Source organism: Gemmatimonadota bacterium, assembly GCA_009838645.1.
Taxonomy (GTDB): Bacteria; JAAXHH01; JAAXHH01; order JAAXHH01; family JAAXHH01; genus JAAXHH01.
Genome location: VXRC01000004.1, coordinates 1 through 17,773, shown reverse-complemented (window position 1 = coordinate 17,773; position 17,773 = coordinate 1). Strand labels below are relative to the sequence as shown.

The 17,773-nt window shown below is 62.9% G+C and carries 13 protein-coding genes and 1 pseudogene; 6 read left to right on the top strand and 8 right to left on the bottom strand.

The window, feature by feature from the left end:
* Positions 1-31 precede the first annotated feature (31 nt).
* From F4Y38_01540 to F4Y38_01525, 4 genes are all read left to right on the top strand, one after another.
* A complete protein-coding gene (locus F4Y38_01540; GenBank protein MXY47960.1) occupies positions 32-1,210 on the top strand; it encodes an aminotransferase class I/II-fold pyridoxal phosphate-dependent enzyme in 1,179 nt (392 codons plus the stop codon).
* A gap of 18 nt (positions 1,211-1,228) precedes the next feature.
* Complete coding sequence (locus F4Y38_01535) at positions 1,229-2,380, top strand: aminotransferase class V-fold PLP-dependent enzyme (protein MXY47959.1); 1,152 nt, start codon at positions 1,229-1,231, stop codon at positions 2,378-2,380.
* A gap of 102 nt (positions 2,381-2,482) precedes the next feature.
* Positions 2,483-3,943 carry a hypothetical protein gene (locus F4Y38_01530; GenBank protein MXY47958.1) on the top strand — a complete coding sequence of 487 codons (1,461 nt, stop codon included), beginning with the start codon at positions 2,483-2,485 and terminating at the stop codon, positions 3,941-3,943.
* A 113-nt stretch (positions 3,944-4,056) separates the two neighbouring features.
* Entirely contained in the window at positions 4,057-4,437 is a 381-nt protein-coding gene (locus F4Y38_01525; protein MXY47957.1) for a type II toxin-antitoxin system HicB family antitoxin, read from the top strand.
* Positions 4,438-4,589: 152 nt separating this feature from the next.
* On the opposite strand, the pseudogene F4Y38_01520 reads toward F4Y38_01525, so the two are convergent.
* The 6 genes and pseudogenes from F4Y38_01520 to htpG all read right to left on the bottom strand — a co-directional run bounded on the left by F4Y38_01520 (position 4,590) and on the right by htpG (position 13,491).
* A pseudogene (locus F4Y38_01520) lies at positions 4,590-5,909 on the bottom strand (lysine 2,3-aminomutase).
* A gap of 690 nt (positions 5,910-6,599) precedes the next feature.
* Positions 6,600-7,415 carry an NTP transferase domain-containing protein gene (locus F4Y38_01515; GenBank protein MXY47956.1) on the bottom strand — a complete coding sequence of 272 codons (816 nt, stop codon included), beginning with the start codon at positions 7,413-7,415 and terminating at the stop codon, positions 6,600-6,602.
* Complete coding sequence (locus F4Y38_01510) at positions 7,412-8,848, bottom strand: phosphotransferase (protein ID MXY47955.1); 1,437 nt, start codon at positions 8,846-8,848, stop codon at positions 7,412-7,414. Before F4Y38_01510 ends, F4Y38_01515 begins: the two co-directional genes overlap by 4 nt.
* 7 nt (positions 8,849-8,855) lie before the next feature.
* Positions 8,856-9,866, bottom strand: coding sequence for an esterase-like activity of phytase family protein (locus F4Y38_01505; protein MXY47954.1), 1,011 nt, complete (start codon positions 9,864-9,866; stop codon positions 8,856-8,858).
* A complete protein-coding gene (locus F4Y38_01500) occupies positions 9,856-11,535 on the bottom strand; it encodes a peptide ABC transporter substrate-binding protein (GenBank protein ID MXY47953.1) in 1,680 nt (559 codons plus the stop codon). The genes F4Y38_01505 and F4Y38_01500 overlap by 11 nt, the downstream gene beginning before the upstream one ends.
* Positions 11,536-11,562: 27 nt before the next feature.
* On the bottom strand, positions 11,563-13,491 hold the full coding sequence (gene htpG, locus F4Y38_01495; GenBank protein ID MXY47952.1) for a molecular chaperone HtpG: 1,929 nt from the start codon (positions 13,489-13,491) through the stop codon (positions 11,563-11,565).
* A gap of 370 nt (positions 13,492-13,861) precedes the next feature.
* Here htpG and F4Y38_01490 point away from each other — a divergent pair, with 370 nt between their 5' ends.
* Positions 13,862-14,725 (top strand): phytanoyl-CoA dioxygenase family protein, encoded by an 864-nt coding sequence (locus F4Y38_01490; protein ID MXY47951.1) that lies wholly within the window; start codon positions 13,862-13,864, stop codon positions 14,723-14,725.
* 11 nt (positions 14,726-14,736) lie between these two features.
* The gene (locus tag F4Y38_01485) at positions 14,737-15,897 is read left to right on the top strand and encodes a Gfo/Idh/MocA family oxidoreductase (protein ID MXY47950.1); all 1,161 of its coding nucleotides are present in this window, start codon (positions 14,737-14,739) and stop codon (positions 15,895-15,897) included.
* Positions 15,898-15,906: 9 nt separating this feature from the next.
* Here the strand turns inward: F4Y38_01485 and F4Y38_01480 are convergent, their stop codons facing one another.
* A complete protein-coding gene (locus F4Y38_01480; protein ID MXY47949.1) occupies positions 15,907-17,094 on the bottom strand; it encodes a DUF1679 domain-containing protein in 1,188 nt (395 codons plus the stop codon).
* Positions 16,997-17,773, bottom strand: a 777-nt coding sequence (locus tag F4Y38_01475) for a hypothetical protein (protein MXY47948.1), incomplete at its 5' end; no start/stop codon positions are given. The genes F4Y38_01480 and F4Y38_01475, both read right to left, overlap by 98 nt.

Sequence of the window (17,773 nt, the reverse complement as noted above, 5' to 3'; positions counted from 1 at the left end):
CGGGCGAAGCATCAAACCAAGGAGCAAGCACATGGCAGCGGCCTTCCAGCCTTTCGAACTGGAACGCATCATGTCGGACTGGGAGCAAATCGTGGAGTACAACCTGTCCGAGAGCGGCGCGCACCCGGTTAAAGTCAGGGAACTGATAGAACACGATCCGGACATCCTGGACCGTATGCTGGACACCGAACTGGGCTACGGATACGCGAATGGCTCGCCGGAACTGAGGGAGGCCATCGCCCAGTACTACCCCGGCGCGACCGCCGAGAACGTGCTGGTGACCATCGGGTGCATCGAGGCCAATTTCATCACGTTCCAAACGCTGCTGGAAGGCGGCGGAGAAGTTGCGGTCCAGGTGCCCTGCTACCTCCAGAGCTGGGGACTCGCGCACAACCTGGGCGCCGTCCGGCGGACGTTCAAGCTCGATCCCGACCGCGACTGGGCGCTCGATACGGACAGTCTCGAAGCCGCCGTCTCGGACGAAACCAAACTGATCTCCATCTGCAATCCGAACAACCCGTCCGGACAGATACTGACGGAAGCCGAAATGGACGCCGTCGTCCGTGTGGCCGAAGGCAGCGGCGCCTACCTGCTCGCGGACGAGATCTACGCCGGGTCCGAACGGGAACGCGAGGAAGTGTCGCCCACCTTCTACGGCCGGTACGACCGGGTCATCTCGGCGGGCAGCATGTCCAAGTCCTTCGCCATGCCCGGCCTGCGGATCGGCTGGCTCGTCGGTCCCGAAGACCTGATCAGAAAGCTCTGGATGCGCCACGAGTACCTGACGCTGAGCACGGCCAAGCTGTCCAACCACTTCCTCGCGCCGCTGGCGCTGCGTCCGGACGTGCGGCAGACCATCTTCGAGAGGACGCGGGGCTATATCCGCCGGGGATGGGACAACTACCGGGCCTGGATCGACGACAACGCGGACATCCTGAGTCTCGTGCCGCCCCAGGCGACGGCCATTTCCTTCGTCCGGTACAACCTGAAGACCGACTCCGCGACGCTCGTGAACCGGCTGATCCAGGAGAAATCGGTGCTCATCGGGCCGGGCGACTACTTCGGCGTGCCCAACCATCTCCGCATCAGCTACGGCCTGCCGCCCGATTACCTGAACGAGGGGCTGCGCCGGATCTCCAGCCTGCTCCGCCAGGTCGCCGAGGAAGAGGCCGCCGGATCCGAGAACGAGCGCGGCGCGGCCGCCGGCTGATCTCGGGAAGGGCCTGCCATGAAGCCGTCCCTCGATCCGCTGGTACCGGTCGACGAGTTTCCCGTAGCACAGACCTGCACGTATATCAACGCGGCCAACGTGACGCCCATGTACCGTCCTGCGGCCGCGGCGATCACCGAATGGTACCGGGACGTCGCCGAGTACGGCAGCAACCACTTCGACGAAGAAGCCGAAGCCACGGTCTTCGACGAACTCCACCGGCAGGCGGCCCGCCTATTCAACGCGTCCCCGGCAGACATCGCCGCCGGATCCAGCACCACCGAGCTCCTGAGTTCCCTCGCCTGGGCGGTCATGCCCGGACCGGATACCAACGTCGTCAGTACCGACGTCTCCTTCCCCGCCTCGGTGTATCCCTGGAGACGGGTCGCCAATCACACGGGCTGCGAGATCCGGCTGGCGCACGCGCGGGGAGAAACCGTCGAGCCGGATCGCGTCAGGGATCTCGTGGACGACAATACGGCGGTGGTGGCCCTGTCCCACGTGGAGTTCCGCAGCGGCCAGCGCTGGGACCTGGCCGCCTTCGCGGACATCGCACACCGTCACGGCGCCCTGCTGGTCGTGGATGCCACGCAGTCCGCGGGCGCGGTGCCCATCGACGCGACCGGCATGGGCGTGGACGCCGTGGCCGCCGGGGCGTACAAGTGGCTGTGCGGCCCTTTCGGCGTGGCCGTCATGTACCTCGCGCCGCACCTGGCCACACGTCTCGAGCCCGGCCTGGTGGGCTTCAGAAGTCAGAAGGACATCTGGGATATCCGCACCGATCCGCCGGACTACCCGGAGGACGCGTCCCGTTTCGAGTTCAGCACCATGGCTTACGGGCTGGCCGGCGGGTTCGCTAAATCGATAGAGTTTCTCGTGGACACCGGTATCGACCGGATCTTCGCCCACAACCAGGTGCTGGCCGACCACCTCATCGACGGCCTGGCCGCGATCGGCGCCGAGGTCACCTCCCCCCGGGACGCCGACGAGCGTTCGGCCATCGTCACCACCCGCTTTCCGGGCCGCGATGTCTCGGACGTGGAGCGGTACCTGAAGCAAGCCAACGTCATGGTCGCCCTGCGCGGTCCCGTGATCCGCTTCTCGCCCCACCTGTACAACCGGATGGCCGACGTGGAACGAGCGCTTGAAGTGATCTCCGGCATGCCCTGATTCCGCCGCCGATCCGGCGCGGGTGCCGACATCAGAAGCGTTTTCCGGCACGTCCGACACCGGGTCGGTCCGGGTGGACCTTCGATCCGAAAAAGACCAACCATGTACAAGTACCAGTGGTACCAGTCGATCTACGACAGCTTTCCCGGTATCGTCGAGGAGGCACGACGATACGGTGAGGAAATCGGCACGCTGAAGCTGAAGCAGGACATCGGCCTGTACGCTGGCAGCTCGGCCAGGCCGGGCAACCTGCCCGACTACGTACTCGACGCGATCGTGGAAGCCAACCGGGGCGGCAAGACCTTCCCGGTCCGGGTGATCGAAGACGAACTCCGTGAAGTCGTCAAGGACGTCTACGGCGACGAGTACGACGCAGTAGCCGCCAATACCTGCGAAGCGCTGCTGCGCCTCACGCTCGAGACCCTGTGCGCGCCGCCCTCCATGCGCCACGGCGACATCTACCGCGGCCGCCTGATCATGCCCTACGGGGAAGACTACGAATGGATCGGCGGATACGGACGGGCCTTCCCGCCGCGGTACAAGAACCTCCTCGTGGACCGGACCATCGCCGGCGGCGAACTGGGCATCGAGAACAAGAGCCTCGCGAACCTCGAGACGCTCTACGTCCGCATGGCCGGTGCGAAGTACGATCCCCACGGGATCCGGTACAATCCCACGTCGCTGCTCACCTCCGTCGACGTGGACGGCACCATCGAAAACGTGAAGAAAGCCGCCAAGCGAAACGCTTCGCTGCTCACGGGCATCGCCACGGTGGGATACGACACCCCCAGCTACGGGCTCGGTGCGCAGGACGAGAATGGCGCGCCCATCCTCCTTAAGGAACTGGCCGACGTGGCCCGGGATTACGACGTCCCATACATCGTCGACACAGGGGGCTCGATTCCCATCGTGGGCATGGACCCGCGGGACATCGGCTGCGACATCATCACTTACAGCATGGACAAGCCGGGCCGCGCGCCCGCATCGGGACTGCTCATCGGAAAAGAGGAGACCATCAACCCGATTCGAAAGGGCATGGGCCTTGGCGGTCAGCGCTACGGCGAACTGTCCTCCCACGGAAAGGCGGTCTACACCTTCAGCGATCCGGGCCGGGACACCCTGGTGGGCCTGACCGCCTACCTGAAGGTCCTGCGCGACCGGCCCCGACTGGTCACGGACCCCATAGACCGGTTCCACGAAATCATCGTGGAGGAATTCGCGGAGATGGAGCCCGCGCGCTTCCGCGACGACCTGATCTTCACGAAGACCTACCAGTTGGGCGGCACCGAGCTCAACTACGAACGCACGTGGAAGGACGGCGCCTTCGGCATCCCGATCTTCAACCTCGAAGACCTGTGGGCCAATACCAACCCCATCGTGCTCGCCCAGGAGCACATGGGCGTCGAACCCGCCACGATCTACAGTGGGAAGATGTTCCTCGGGCCCGGCCTGGGTACGTTAGACCAGGAGGGCAACCTGATCGAGGAATACGCGGTGCGCGGCGCGAAGACCCTGGTCAAGGCCGTGGAAATCGTCTGCCGGCATGCGGGGTTGGGGGATTAGACCTGGCGCTTGCGGTGACGAATAAAAAAAACTTGCTGGTGATATTATAATGTGATATCATTTAGCATGAATAGTCGCCAACGGAAGACCTCTCCCGAAGACGGGTGTCGGCCATGAAACCGATGCGTTACAGAGGATATCCAGCGCGCATCGAATACAGCGACGAGGACGGATGTTTCGTCGGACGTGTGGCTGGTATTCGCGACATCATCACGTTTCACGGAGAAAGCGTAGGAGAAGTTCGCGAGGCTTTTGAAGAGGCGGTTGAGTTCTACCTGGAAAGCTGTGACGAACGGGGAGAGACTCCGAACAAACCTTATTCCGGGAGACTTCTGTTGCGTATTGATCCTGAAATCCACGCAGCGGTAGCCGAGGCGGCCGAAGTCGACGGCGTGAGTATAAACCAGTGGGCCGGGGAAAAGTTGACCGCGGCGGTAGTTGGAGAAGAACAGACCTCAGGAACTAGAACCGATCCTGGCTTACCTGGTGGGTAGCCAGGATCCGCGGGAATCCCAAGGTACCACGATTGCAGAACTGTTTAGTGGTACCGGACCTTAACCTGCACAACGCATCAATTCCACCCCACGCCTTCCAGCACCAGCGATTCCATTTCGTCCCACTGGCCGGAGGGCTGGTCCTCCTCGCACAACTGCGCCAGTTCCTTCTCGAAAAAGAACGTCTCTTCGCCGAAGGCCGGCTCGAGGTCGTCCAGCCAGATGGCTTCTTCGTCGTACCTGGCAAAAAACGGCCGCAGGACCCAGTCGGGATTGCGTCCCTGCAGGAACCGGAGGGCGATGATCTTCTCCCCGTGGACCTCGCTGATGCCCATTACGTGGACCTTGCCGGGATGGGCCGACATGCTGGGTCCGCGCACGGTTCGGCAGATCCCGCTTACCTGCTGATAGGCGTTCTGGAAGATCTCCCAGGCCCGTACCATCGGCACGGCGAAGAAGTGCTGCACGCCGGTGTCCCGCACCATGAACATGTAGTACGGCACCATCCCCAGGTCCACCTGCCTGCGCCACATGGTCGCCCACGTGTCCGGATCGTCGTTGATGTTCCTCAGGATGGGCGACTGCGTGTAAACCTTCGCTCCCGTACCGCGGATCCGGCTGACCGCCTTTGACACCACGTCGGGCTGGAGTTCGGCGGGATGGCTGCAATGGGCCATGACCGCCAGGTGCTTGCCGGCGCGGGTGATCCGTTCGAACAACGCCAGCACGTCGTCCGCATCCGGGTCGGTGAGGTACTTGTAAGGCCAGTAGGCCAGCGATTTCGTCCCGATCCGGATCGTGTGCAGATTAGGGAGATCCGCCTTCAGCAACGCATCGATATACACGCTGAGGTTCTTTGCCCGCATGACCATGGGATCGCCGCCCGTGAAAAGCACGTCGGTGACCTGGGGATTGTCTTCGAGGTACCTGATGAGGCTTTCGACCTCGCGGCTGGCGAACTTCAGCTCATCGATGCCCACGAACTGGGGCCAGCGGAAGCAGAAGGTACAGTAGGCGTGGCAGGTCTGGCCCTGGGACGGGAAGAACAGGACCGTTTCCCGGTACTTGTGCTGCATGCCGTCCAGTTTCTCGTTGTCCTCCCTGGGGACGTTGTGCTCGAGTTGACCCGCGGGCTGTGGGTTCAGATCCCATCGGATCCGGTTCACGGTCCGCTCCATTTCCGCTTCACCCGCCTCTTTTTTCACCAGGGCCGCCACCTCGTCGAAGTGGTCCGGCGACAGCATTTCCCGCTGCGGGAAAGTGAGCTGGAACATGGGATCGTCAGGGATATTCTCCCATTGGATCAGGTGCTCCACCACGTGGGAATTGGTCCGGAACGGCAGAACCCGCGCCACGACTTCCATTTCGAACTTCAGGTCGTCCGGGAGCCTGTCGATCTGCGGTATTTTCCTGTAGTTCCTGAGATCGTATATCCGAAACCTGGGGGTCTTGCCATTCATGCTTCTAATCATGGTACCTTCCTTACTGATAACGGATATCCGGCGTCCGGAGATTGGAACCGCGCCGCGTGCTCCTCGCAACTCGACTCGTTTCGGGTAGCGACGGGATGGGGCGTCAGACCCGTTCATTGTGGCGCGGACCCAAGTGTAACATCGCGGACTCACGAAGGGCGGCTCGGACCCACGAAGAGCGGCTCGGACCCTGTAGTTCGATCCGCGCGGGGAGAAAAGAAAAGCTGCGATTGGATCGGAATCCAGGCGGTTTCAAGCAGGGATGCCCGTGCATCCACGAACCGCCATCGCCCCGGGTGGAACGAACAAGAAGGCCGTCGGGGCCGCAAATTGGGAGAAAGCCGTTCCGCGAGAACTATCGGAGACGCTCAAATCGTGACGCTCAACTAGAGACACTCAATGAGCGCGAATCCCGAGGGATAAGTCTTAGTCGCGCAATTACCCGCTGTCGCCGGTTATGTGGGAGACAAGTTTCGGCGGGGGCAACAACCGCGATAGAGCAGACTACGCAGACACTGCCTCGCGCCGCGGGAGGACGATACGTCCACTTAAACCTCCTTTGGGTGAGGGCGTGTTTAGAGGAAGATAGGTACAGTCTTAAGATAACCGCAGGCGCCTGGCGCTTCAAGTCTTTTCGACCGTTGGCGCGAAGCCCGGCCTTTGCGCACCGGTGTTTTCCTGGAGAACGGACTAACCGAAATCCGCGAACCAGTCCTTTCCGAACAGCCGCTCCGCCGCCGCGATTCGGTCCACGCTTCCGAGATCCGCCCACCGGGCTTCTTCGGCCCGAAAGGCCTGAATTGGGCTGCCCGTACCCGCCAGATCCAGGAAGAAGTCGATGATCGAAAAGGAACCGGAACCGGTCATCTTGCCCAACGCCGCCAGCGACATGACGTAGACGCCCATGAAGGGCAGGGAGGTGACGGGACCCTCCATCGGCCGGACCGTGCGCGTCTCTCCCGTGATATCCGAACGCCAGCCGCCCAGCCGTCCCGCCTCGTCGAAAAGCAGGTGGCGCGTACTCTTCCTTTTCTTCACGGCGACGGTGACCAGGGCGCCACTCGCCGAACCGGCTTCCGATGCCCGGTGGGCACCCGGCGCCGAACGAGCGCCACACGCCGAACCGGCTTCCGATGCCCGGTGGGCCGTCATCAGCGCGGACAGATCCAGGTCGGTCAGCACATCCACGTTGTGCACCAGGAACGGCTCCTCGCGGTGGAAGAACCACGCGGCCATGCGCACCCCGCCGCCCGTGTCGAGGATCTCCTCCTCCACGGAAACGGTCAGCGAAACGCCGGGACTATCGTACGCGGCCGCGAAGGCCTCGATCTGTTCCGCGAAATGGTGAGCATTGATGATGATGTCGTTGAAACCATGGCGGGCGAGCCGCGCGATCACCCAGTAAAGCATCGGCCGGCCGGCGACCTCTACAAGGGCTTTGGGCCGGGCGTCGGTGAGGGGCCGGAGCCGGGTGCCCAGGCCCGCCGCAAGGATCATGGCCTTCACGAATCCTCCTGCTCCCGGTGCCTGAGCCGGACCTTCAAGCCCGGACGCTCCTTCAGGTGCGCCGCCAGCCGTTCCGCGAAATACACCGAGCGGTGCTGACCGCCCGTGCACCCGAAGGCGACGGTCAGGTCCGTGAACCCGCGACGCAGGTGGTGTTCGACCGCCCGGTCGACCATGGTCAGCGCATCCCCCAGGAAGGACCGTGCCTCCTCGAGTTCGTCCAGGAAGGCCGCCACCGGCGCGTCCTTTCCCGTCAGATCCGCGTATTCCGGTATACGGCCGGGGTTCTTCACGATCCGGCAGTCGAAGATGAACCCGCCGCCGTTTCCGCTCGGATCCCGGGGCAGACCGAGGTGATAGGAAAAACTCCAGAGGTGGACGGTCAGTCCTTCGCCGGAAACCTCGCCCATTCTCCGAAGCGCCGGGTCGTCGACGATGCGCGACCAGGCACGGTTCAACTCAGGCAGGTCGACCGGCGGGCCGTCCCGCTCGAGCAGCCCCTCGAGGTTGCGGACGCCGTGGGAGATGCTGGTCAGGAAGTGGGACTTGCCTTCGTACAAGCCACGGTACCCGTAGGCGCCCAGCGCCTGCATGAGACGGACCAGGGCGTAACCGTAATAGTGCGCCAGGAACGCATCCCGGCGAAGGGGGGCATACTCGCCGGCCGCTTCGACATAGTGATCCAGGAGTTCGTCCCGGATCTCCCACGGGATGTCGGCCTTGGCATCCAGCAGAAGAGACGCCACGTCGTATTGAAGCGCGCCCTGCCGCCCGCCCTGGTAGTCGATGTAATGCGGGCGTCCCTCATGCCACATGATGTTGCGGGACTGGAAGTCACGGTACAGGAAGAAATGGGTATCCGCTTCCAGGAGGAACGCCGTGAGCCGCTCGAAATCGTTTTCGAGGGCCTGCTCGTCGAAGTCCACCGGCACGAGCTTCAAGAAGTGATACTTGAAGTAGTTCAGGTCCCACCGGATGGACTGCGCGTCGAACCGGCTCCTGGGGTAACAGACCGAGAAGTCCAGGTCCGCTGCCGCGGTGACCTGGAAACGGGGCAGGTCGTCGAGCACCCGCCGGTACATCGCGGCCGGCCCTTCCGAAAAAGTGCCCTCCTCCGCTCGCGTGGCGGCCACCCGGTCGTACAGCGTCTCGTCACCCAGGTCCTGCTGCAGATAGACGCCCTGTTCCAGGTCCTCGGCGAAGATCTCGGGCACCGGCAGGCCATGGCGGCGGAAGTGGCGGGACAGCGTAAGGAAGGCGACGTTTTCCCGGAGGTCTTCGTTTGCCGTCCCGATGACCGTCCGTCCCCCGTCCGCCAGCCGAAAGTATTGCCGACTCGAGCCGTCCGCGCCTAGGGCGGCGATGCGCGACGGCGCACGGCCGAACGTACGGCGGAAGAGGCGTACCAGCCTGTCCTGGGCATCACGATTCATGGCCGCTTCACCCGGGCCGCTTCATGATCAGGAGCAAGGGTCTGTGATCGGTGGGGTACATCCGGCGCGCGTCGTTGTTGTTGTCGAGGATGACGTAGACCCGGTCGCGGTCCATGGCGAGCCCCTCCGCCGTTTTCGCGCCAAACTGTTCGTGCTGATAGAGGTATTCCGGGTCGTTGACGATATGGGCGAAGGACCAGATCGTTGAGGGACTGTCCACGTCCAGGTACCGGATGGTCCTCCGGATGGTCGCGGTGCTTCTCTGAAGGATGTATACGTTTTCGACCTCCCGGTGCAGGCCCGTGTAACTGTCCGTTGCGCCATGATTGGCGATCTCCACGATCCTTTGCACCGGGGCCATGTCGACTTCGATCAGGCCGCAGGGCTCCCTTTCCGCGGTGACCAGGAACCGGTCCCGGGCCATCAGCGTGATGCCCTCGAGATATCCGCCGCGCGTCTGGAAAAGCCCCGCCGATGCGCCTGTTTTCCGGAGGCTCGTGGTGACCCAGGATGCCTTCTTTCCGTCCGCGTCGACCTTCAGAATGGCGAACGCCCCTTCGCTGGCGAGATAGAAGCTTCCGTCGTCATCGCGGGTGATGCCCTCCAGGTCCAGCCTGAACACCCCGAAGGGTTTGGGCGCCTCGAACCGTATATGCGGAACGAATACCGCGACATCCTCCCGGAGTTCAATCCGGAAGATGGTATCGTCGTGCTTGTCGGAAACGGTGTACAGGGTGTCGTTATGGACGAAGAGTCCCGATGGCTGGTTGGATTCGGGACCCTCGACGGGGAGGACGCTGATCGCTTCGAGGAGGACCGGGCTTTCCTGGGCTGCGGCCGACCCGGGCATCCAAAGCAAGGCCGCAAAGCATAGGGCGAGCGGCGTAATGAACAAGTGACAGGTGGGCAATACGAGCGGCGCGGGCAGGAGACGGTATCCGAGCGGCCGGCGTAGCGCGGCCGGTAAACGAAGGACGGCCGGGCCCCGCTTACTCCCGGAAAGATCCCTACTCCCCATCTTCCACCTCGGCGATGTATAACTTATGCCAGCGGAAGGAACCCACGGTGCCGTCGTCGTTTACGGCATAGCCCTTCAGCCAGGGTTTCCGGAGCTGCAGACCCATCTTGTGATAGAGGAACGCGCCGGGATAGTCCGCCACGTGGACGGCCGAGGCTTCACGGTACAGACTTTCCCTGATCTCCGGATTCAGTTCGGCCGCGGCTGCATCCACGAGGCGGTCGAAGTCGGGATTGTGCCAGTCCTGCCGGCCGTGGCCCCGGGGCTGGGAGTGCCAGATCATGTCCAGTATGTTGCGGGGGTCGAGGAAATCGGCGCCGAAGGCGATCAGCCCGAGGTTCATGTTCCACTCGTACAGATGGTCCATGTAGGTGTGCAGGTCGGCCGTCCGGATGTCCACGTCGACGCCGAGATGTTCTTTCAGCATGCTCTGTATCGCCACGCCGATCAGGCGGTCGGAGGGGGTAGGCGCCCTTAGCCACAGTTCCTGGCGGGGGAATCCCTGACCACCTGGATATCCGGCCTCGCGCATCAGTTGCCGCGCCCGTTCGGGATCGAATCCCTGCACCGCGGCGTGCGTGTCGCCCTCGAATTCCCTGAAGCCGGGTGGGATCATGGAATAGGCCGGCACGGCCCCGCCCCGCAGGATGATGTTGCAGATGTTGTCGCGGTCCATCACCCGCGTGAAGGCTTCCCGGACGCGAATGTCGTCGAAGGGCGGCAGCTGCGTCCTGAAGAAGAGATACCAGGTATTCAGTCCGTGAAAGCGCACGAGATCTTTCTTCAGTTCGGGATCACGCTCGATGCGTTCCAGGTCGTTCACGTCCACGTTCTCCATGTCGACCTCGTCGCTCTCGTAAGGAAGGATGGTGGCCGCGGCCGCGTTGCGAAAAGGGTGGATCACCTTCTCCAGGAAGGGCTTGTGGGGGCCGTTGTAGTAGGGATTGGGAACAAGCGTCATGTGGCTGCCGTTGACCCACTCCGTGACCATGAAGCCGGAATTCGTGATGATGTTCTGCGGTTCGGTCCACTTGCGGCCGTATTTGTCCACGAGCCGCTTCGGCACCGGCATGGCGTCGCCGAAAGAAACGATATGGGGCAGGTAGGGCGCCCGCTTTTCGGTTTCGATGACCAGGGTCGTATCGTCCACGGCCCGGACGCCCAGGGACCCGAGGTCCTTGTTCTCCCCCTTGACGATCGCTTCGGCGTTCTTGATGTCGTAATAGAAGAAAGCGTAGATGTTGGTGGATTCGGGGTCGAGCATCCGGCGGTAGGAATACACGAAGTCGTGGGCCGTCAGCGGCGACCCGTCGCTCCAGCGCATCCCGGACCTGAGGTTGAAGGTCCAGATTATCCCGTCATCCGAGCCCCAGCTGTGCGCGGCGCCCGGGATCGGGTTCCAGTGCTCGTCCTTGAACAACAGGGCCTCGAAGGGCAGGATCGTCTGCTCGGTGTCGTAGGGCTCGATACTGGGGTCCAGGCTCTTCGGCTCGGGGCTCATGGACCGGAGCACCTGGCGGGAGGCGTCCACGGCGTCGTCGGGCAGCGTCACACCGATCGAGTTGACGCGGCCGCCTTCCGTGGTGGTCCCCGACTGTTCCCCGCCGCGCTCACTTTCGCCGCAGGAGGCCAGCAAGAGGATCGATACAAGTACGGTGGGAGTGCGCATGGCGTACAGTCGTCTCGTTGTGCCGCGCTAAATCCGGATCAGTTCCTTGACCAGCAGGTCGTTGATCCGGCTCGCGAAGCCTACGGGATCGTCGAGCTTGGACCCCTCGGCCACCACGGCCTGCTCGTACAGCAGGCGGCCGATGGATTCGACGCGTGCATCTTCGCCGTCGCTGTCGTGGAGCTTCTGCAGGCCCTGGACCACGGGATGTCCGGCGTTGAGTTCCAGGATGCGCTTGGAGGTCTGGCCGCCGCCCTCGCCCATGCGCTGCATGAGCCGTTCCATGTGGGCGCTCATGGCGCCCTCGTCGGCCACCAGGCAGGAGGCGCTGTCCTTGAGGCGCGTGGACAGCCGGATATCCTGCACCTCCGGAATCTTGCCCTTCAGGGCCTCGATCAGGGCCTGGAAGGTCTTCTCGTCGTCTTCCGCTTTGGCCTTATCGGTTTCGTCCGCCGCAATGTCGCCTTTGTCCGCCGCCTTGTACTTCTTCTCGCGGTACTCGTCCACCGACGACATGACGAATTCGTCGATGGGGTCCGTCATGAAGAGGACGTTCCAGCCGCGGTCCCGGAAGACCTCCAGGTACGGCGTCCGCTCGAGCATGCCGCGGTGCTCGCCGATCAGGTAGTAGATCTCATCCTGGTCGGGCGGCATCTGGTCTACGTATTCATCCATGGAAATGTACTTCCCGGCCTCGGTGTTCATGGACTCGTACACGGCCAGAGAGGTCAGGGTGTCCCGGTTCTCGAAGTCCTGCGCCATCCCCTCCTTGAGGATCAGGCCCAGTTCCCGGTAGAATTCCACGTACTTGTCGAACTCGTCCTTCTTCATCTCCTCCAGCACCGTGAAGATCCGCTTGACGATGTTCTTCCGGATGCGGTCGAGGATGGGGTTCTGCTGCAGGATCTCGCGGGAGACGTTGAGGGGCAGGTCCGCGCAGTCCACCACGCCCTTGATGAAGCGCAGGTAGGGCGGCAGCAGCTCCTCGCAGTTTTCCATGATCTGGACCCGCTGCACGTACAGCCTGGGTCCTACCTTGGGATCGCCGAACATCATGTCGAAGGGCCGCTTCGCCGGGATGAAGAGCAGCACCTTGAACTCCGTCAGCCCCTCGGCGGTGTAGTGGATCACCTTCGCAGGATCGCCGTAATCGTGGGAGATCTGGCGGTAGAAGGCGTTGTACTCGTCTTCTTCGATCTCGTCCTTCGAACGCAGCCAGAGGGCCTTCATGGAATTGAGCGTCTCTTCCCGGACCACCGCCTCCGTCTTGTCGTCCTCTCCCTCGACGGGTTCGTGCCGTTCCACGTCCATGACGACCGGGTACTCGATGAAATCGGAGAACTCCTTGACCACCTGCCGCAGCCGCCATTCCTCCAGGAACTCCTTCTCGTCCTCCTTAAGATGGAGCGTGACGTCGGTCCCGTGGGCCTCCTTCTCCACCGACTTGATGGTGAACTCGCCCTCTCCCGCGGAGACCCAGCGGACGCCCTGGTCTTTCGGATCGCCCGCCAGGCGGGAGACCACCGTCACCCGGTCGGCCACCATGAACGCCGAGTAGAAACCCACGCCGAACTGGCCGATCAACTCGGGACGGCTGGCTTCGTCCGCCTGCCGCAGGGTCTCCAGGAAGGCCCGGGTGCCGGACTTCGCGATCGTGCCCAGCTGATCAATAATGGTTTCGCGGGACATCCCCGTGCCGTTGTCGGAAACCGTCAGCGTGTTCTTGTCCTTGTCTGCAATCAGCTTGATCTTCCACTCGGTGTCGCCGTCGAGCAGGTCGCTGTTGTTGATGGAATTGAAGCGGATCTTGTTGATCGCGTCGCTGGCGTTGCTGATCAGTTCGCGGAGGAAGATTTCCTTGTTGGAGTAGAGCGAATGGGTGATCAGGTGAAGGATCTGCCGCAACTCGCTCTTGAATTCCATGGTTTCGGTGGGTGCGGTAGGTGCTTCGGACATCGGCTGGCCTTTCCTCCTGGGCAGGGGAGCGGTTTGCTCCGGATGGACATGGCGTTCCGGACCGTGATTTACGCCCGGATACTACGGGTCTGGTTAGTTTTTCACATGCAGAACATGGTGCTTTCTGCCGGTATGCGGTCCGATCGATCCGGGCCGGACAACATGCGTATTATAGGGATTTAAGCCGGTATTGTCAACACGGGGCTTCCTTCAAAAAAGGCTTTGGCGGCTTCGTGCCGGGGGGTAAATTGGTAACCTGGAATATACACGTTCATGAATACAGCAGATGCGTCATCAAAGGAGACGGAAATGCGTCGATGGCATGGGTTGTTCCCGTGCTTCGTACGCGGACGAAACGGGAGGCGCCGGGATGTTGACCGATGACCAAATAGCCGAATTTCACCGCAACGGGTTCCTCAACGGCGGCCGCGTCCTGGACGACTCCGGGGTCCAGGAACTTCGCGACGAGTTGCAGCGCGTGCTCGACACCGGCCCTGAAGGTTTTCCCGAGGACGGGCCGAGACCGGTGCTTTTCCACAACATGGTCCGCGATCGGGAACCGGAACGCTGCGTCTGGCAGATCGTGAACATCTGGGAAGTGTCCGGCGCCTACCGGCGCCTGATCCACCATCCTTTCATCGTGGATGCCATCAGCCGGCTCACCGAGGCGGACGAACTGATGGTCTGGCACGACCAGATCCAGTACAAGCCGGCGGGCTACGGCGGCGTAACCAGTTGGCACCAGGATGCGCCGCTGTGGCCCATCATACGGCCCATGACGCCGGTATCCGCCTGGGTCGCCCTCGACGACGCGACGGTGGAGAACGGGTGCATGTGGATGACGCCGGGCAGCCACCGGTGGGGCAACCAGATCGAGTTCCTGCGGACGCAGGCCCACCTGCAGCAGACGGAGGACTTCGGTCGGATCGAAGGCTTCACGCCGCCGGGCCGCAGTGGCGCGGAGAAGGTAGATCCCCGGCCCTGGCCGGTGAAGACCGGTGAAGTCTCGTTCCACCACTCGCTGACCTGGCACGGCTCGCCCTTCAATCATTCCGATCAACCCAGGCGCGCCATCGCCATGCACTACATGACGGGCGCGTCCCGCTTCGTCGCGTCCGGGCAGCACGTCATGAAAGCCTTCGTCGACGTGCCGGACGGGGCACCCATGAACCAGGCGGGCGAGCATTTCCCCTTCGTGATGAGAAACGGAAAGCCGGCCGCTCTCGCCGGATGAAGGAGTGATCCATGGACGTCGTACGCATCGGTGTGATCGGCCTCGGGAACATGGGCGGGTTCCACATCGATTACCTCACCGGGAACGAAGTGCCGGGCGCGGTACTGAAGGCCGTCTGCGATGTCGATCCGGATCAACTGGCGCAGGCGAAATCGCTCGCCGGCGACGACGTCTCGACCTATGGAAGCGCCGATGAACTACTGGCGTCCGCAGCGATCGACGCCTTGATCATCGCGACGCCCCACTACGACCATCCGCCGCTGGCGATCAAGGCCTTTGACCGGGGACTGCACGTGCTCTGCGAAAAACCGGCCGGCGTATACACGCGCCAGGTGCGGGAAATGAACACGGCGGCCGAGAAGAGCGGCCTCGTCTTCGGAATGATGTTCAACCAGCGGACGCTGGGCGAGCACCGGAAGCTCAAGGAACTCGTGTCATCGGGCGAACTGGGCGAGCTACGACGGACGAACTACATCATCACGAACTGGTTCCGTGCGCAGAGCTACTACGACTCGGGCGGTTGGCGCGCCACGTGGTCCGGTGAAGGCGGCGGCGTGCTCGCCAACCAGTGCCCCCACAACCTCGACCTCTGGCAGTGGATCTGCGGCATGCCCGTGCGCATCCGGGCCTTCTGCGGCTTCGGGAAGTACCACGACATCGAAGTCGAAGACGACGTGACGGCCTACGCCGAGTACGAAAACGGCGCCACGGGCGTTTTCATCACGACCACGGGCGAGTCGCCCGGGACCAACCGCATGGAGATCACGGGCGACAACGGGAAGGTGGTCATGGAGGAAGGGCGGATCACCTTCTGGCGCAATCGCACGCCGGCGGACGTCTTCAACCGCGAATGGAAGGGCGGGTTCGGCAGCCCGGAGACCTGGAAATGCGAAATCCCCTTCCAGGCCGGAGGCGAAGAGCATCGCGGCATCACGAAGGACTGGGTGCGCGCGATCCTGGAGGGCACGCCGCTCATCGCGCCGGGCGTCGAAGGCATCCGGGGCGTCGAACTGGCCAACGCCATGCTCCTCTCCGCCTGGCAGGACGACTGGGTCGATATCCCGGTGGACGAAGCGCTCTACTACGAGAAGCTGCAGGAGCGGATACGGTCGTCCAAGGTGCGCAAGAAGGAGACCGGCGGCACGACGCTGAGCGTGGAAGGCACGTTCTAGGCGAGCCGGTTACAGCAGGGCCGCGCAGTCCCAGTCGCGGTACGCATCGGCCAGGCATTGCATCTTGGGTCGCCAGTAGTCCGGCGAACTCCCGTTCTGCTGATCCCAGACGGGAAGTTCAACCCGCCAGATCATCTGCAGGCGGTAATCCATGCAGAGATCATCCCACGAGTAATCCTTCACACCACGATTCACCAGCGTCTCGTAATACCGCTTCAAGCATCGTAACTCCCGGTCGTTTTCCTGTCGCTGTTCACGCGTCCAGAACGTCGCGAACACGTAGACCAGGTCTTCGGCGCCCAGGTAGATGCATGCCTCCTCCATATCCGACAGGTAGGTTCCGTGTATCTCCGGGTCGTCGGGACAGAGGAACTGGGTGAAGTAACAGTCCGAGTGACACACCGTGAGCTTTGAGAAACGGGCAATTCGATGTTTCAGGTATCGATCCCACAGCGTGGGCAGCGCTTCAATTCGACGGTCGTACAACTCGATCAGTTCGCGGGGCAGTTCGGCAGCGGCCGATGCGCTGAATCGCCTCCATTCCTCGGCCTGGTCCCGCACCTCGGCCATGTAACTTTCTTCATCCGTGAAAGGGGTCGGGATCCTCACAGGGCCGTCCCTCAGGTCCGGGTGTTCCCACCAGTATGCGTGCAGGCTGGCCAGGGCTTCCACGCAACCGGCCAGTTCCCCTGCTTTCGGTACGCCGTCGCCTGCCAGCAGGCTTGCACGGGAGACGGGGGCATGATGCGTTCCGGAGACATCGAGCATCAGGCAGTGCGAAATCCCCGTGTCCTCGTCGTACGCGCCGTCGATGAAGGGGATCAGCATGGGCAGCGGCGGCTTCTGCCTCATGGCCATCCGGTAGAAGGAGACTTCATCCCGTCCCCAGCGATGCTGTTTGATCTTGATGAACAGGCGTTCGGGGACGCCTGCCGGGGCATCCGCGGAATACACGGGCTCCAGGTGCGCCGCGACTGAGTTGAACGCGGGATTGGACCGGATCTTGACGTCCAGGACCCGCCCTCGTTCGAGTACACCGCGTTGTCGAAGCAAGGAGGTCAGCCATTCGGGTGTGACCGAATCCAGGGACGGGATTACGTCAGGCATCGACGGCACCACCAGGATTTCGCGCACTTCGCGGATTCGCAGGCGGATTCGTGTTCGGATTCGTATGGGGATTGTCCACGCCCACGGCATCGGCAATCCGGTCCAGGCCGTCCCGGGTCATCAGGCGGCACAGGCCGCGGTTGATGCGCTTTACCAGGGTCGGACCGTGGTAGACGAGGGCCGTGTAGACCTGGACCAGGGTCGCACCCAACCGGATCTTCCGGTAGACGTCTTCGGCATTGAAAATCCCCCCGGTGCCCACGATCACGTGGCGGCCGCGATCCATCCGGGAATACCAGGCCTGGATGGACGCGTCGCTCAGCGCCCGGGTCGGCCGGCCGCAAAGGGTCCCGGGCATGCGGTCGAGGACCTGTGGCGGGGTCTTCAGGCCTTCATAGGGCTTTCCGGTCGGCAGACCGAACACGATGCCCTTTACGAAGTGGAATGGATCCATGGCGGAGAGCGTCCCCTCGATCGTTGCGGGGTCAGTGGTCGGCACCACCTTCAGGAAGGTGGGTGGCATGGCGTCGTAATCGGCATATCCCGAGAGCAACGTCCCCAGCGTGCCCGGCTCGTCGAAGGGGCTTCGGCCTGAAGTTGTATTCGGGCAGTTCAGGTTGAGCGTCGCATAGTCGGCAACACCCAGAAAGGGACGCATCGCCGCGACCAGTTCTTCCACTACTTCTTCCGCGCCCGCCGGCCTTCCGGTGTTCGTCTCGACCAGGTTGATGCCAAGGGGCACGGGCGGCCGGGCCGGGCGGGGCTGGGT